Origin of the sequence: Anaerobacillus sp. 1_MG-2023 (assembly GCF_030547345.1) — a bacterium.
In the GTDB taxonomy this organism is placed as follows: Bacteria; Bacillota; Bacilli; order Bacillales; family Guptibacillaceae; genus Guptibacillus; species Guptibacillus hwajinpoensis_B.
In genome coordinates this window covers 1-401 of record NZ_JAUORD010000056.1, presented here as the reverse complement: position 1 = coordinate 401, position 401 = coordinate 1, and the positions used below count along the sequence as shown (strand labels likewise).

The following is a 401-nucleotide window of genomic DNA, read 5'->3' as shown; positions in this document are numbered from 1 at the left end:
CTTCCAGTTTTTCTTGTTGAGTAGTCCCCTGTGTCTTAGTATAAGTAATAATAAAGGTAGGTTTATTATCTACTACAACTCTTCCGTAACGATCAAACATCATACCTCTAGGGGAAGTTGTTTTAGCCTCCACATTATCTGTTTCTTCTACTTGATTTTCAAAATCATCACCTTGAGCTAATTGGAGATATCCTAAACGAAAAATTAAAACAGAAAACAGTAAGAATACGAACAAAAACAATATATTTAACCGGTATGGTAAATGACTCCTTTTTTCTTTCTTTATGCTATTCATGATGCCCCCTGTAAACTATCCTACTTCAATCATTCTTTTTGAATGAGGCTAATAATCGTTTCGTTACTTCTGCAGAAATATCCTGGGTTACGATTTCGTATTTGTA

General features: G+C 33.4%; 1 pseudogene. It reads right to left on the bottom strand.

Annotation, left to right across the window (positions count from 1 at the left end):
* Positions 1–295: pseudogene (locus tag Q4550_RS23250) on the bottom strand (penicillin-binding protein); the annotation flags it as partial.
* Positions 296–401: the final 106 nt, after the last annotated feature.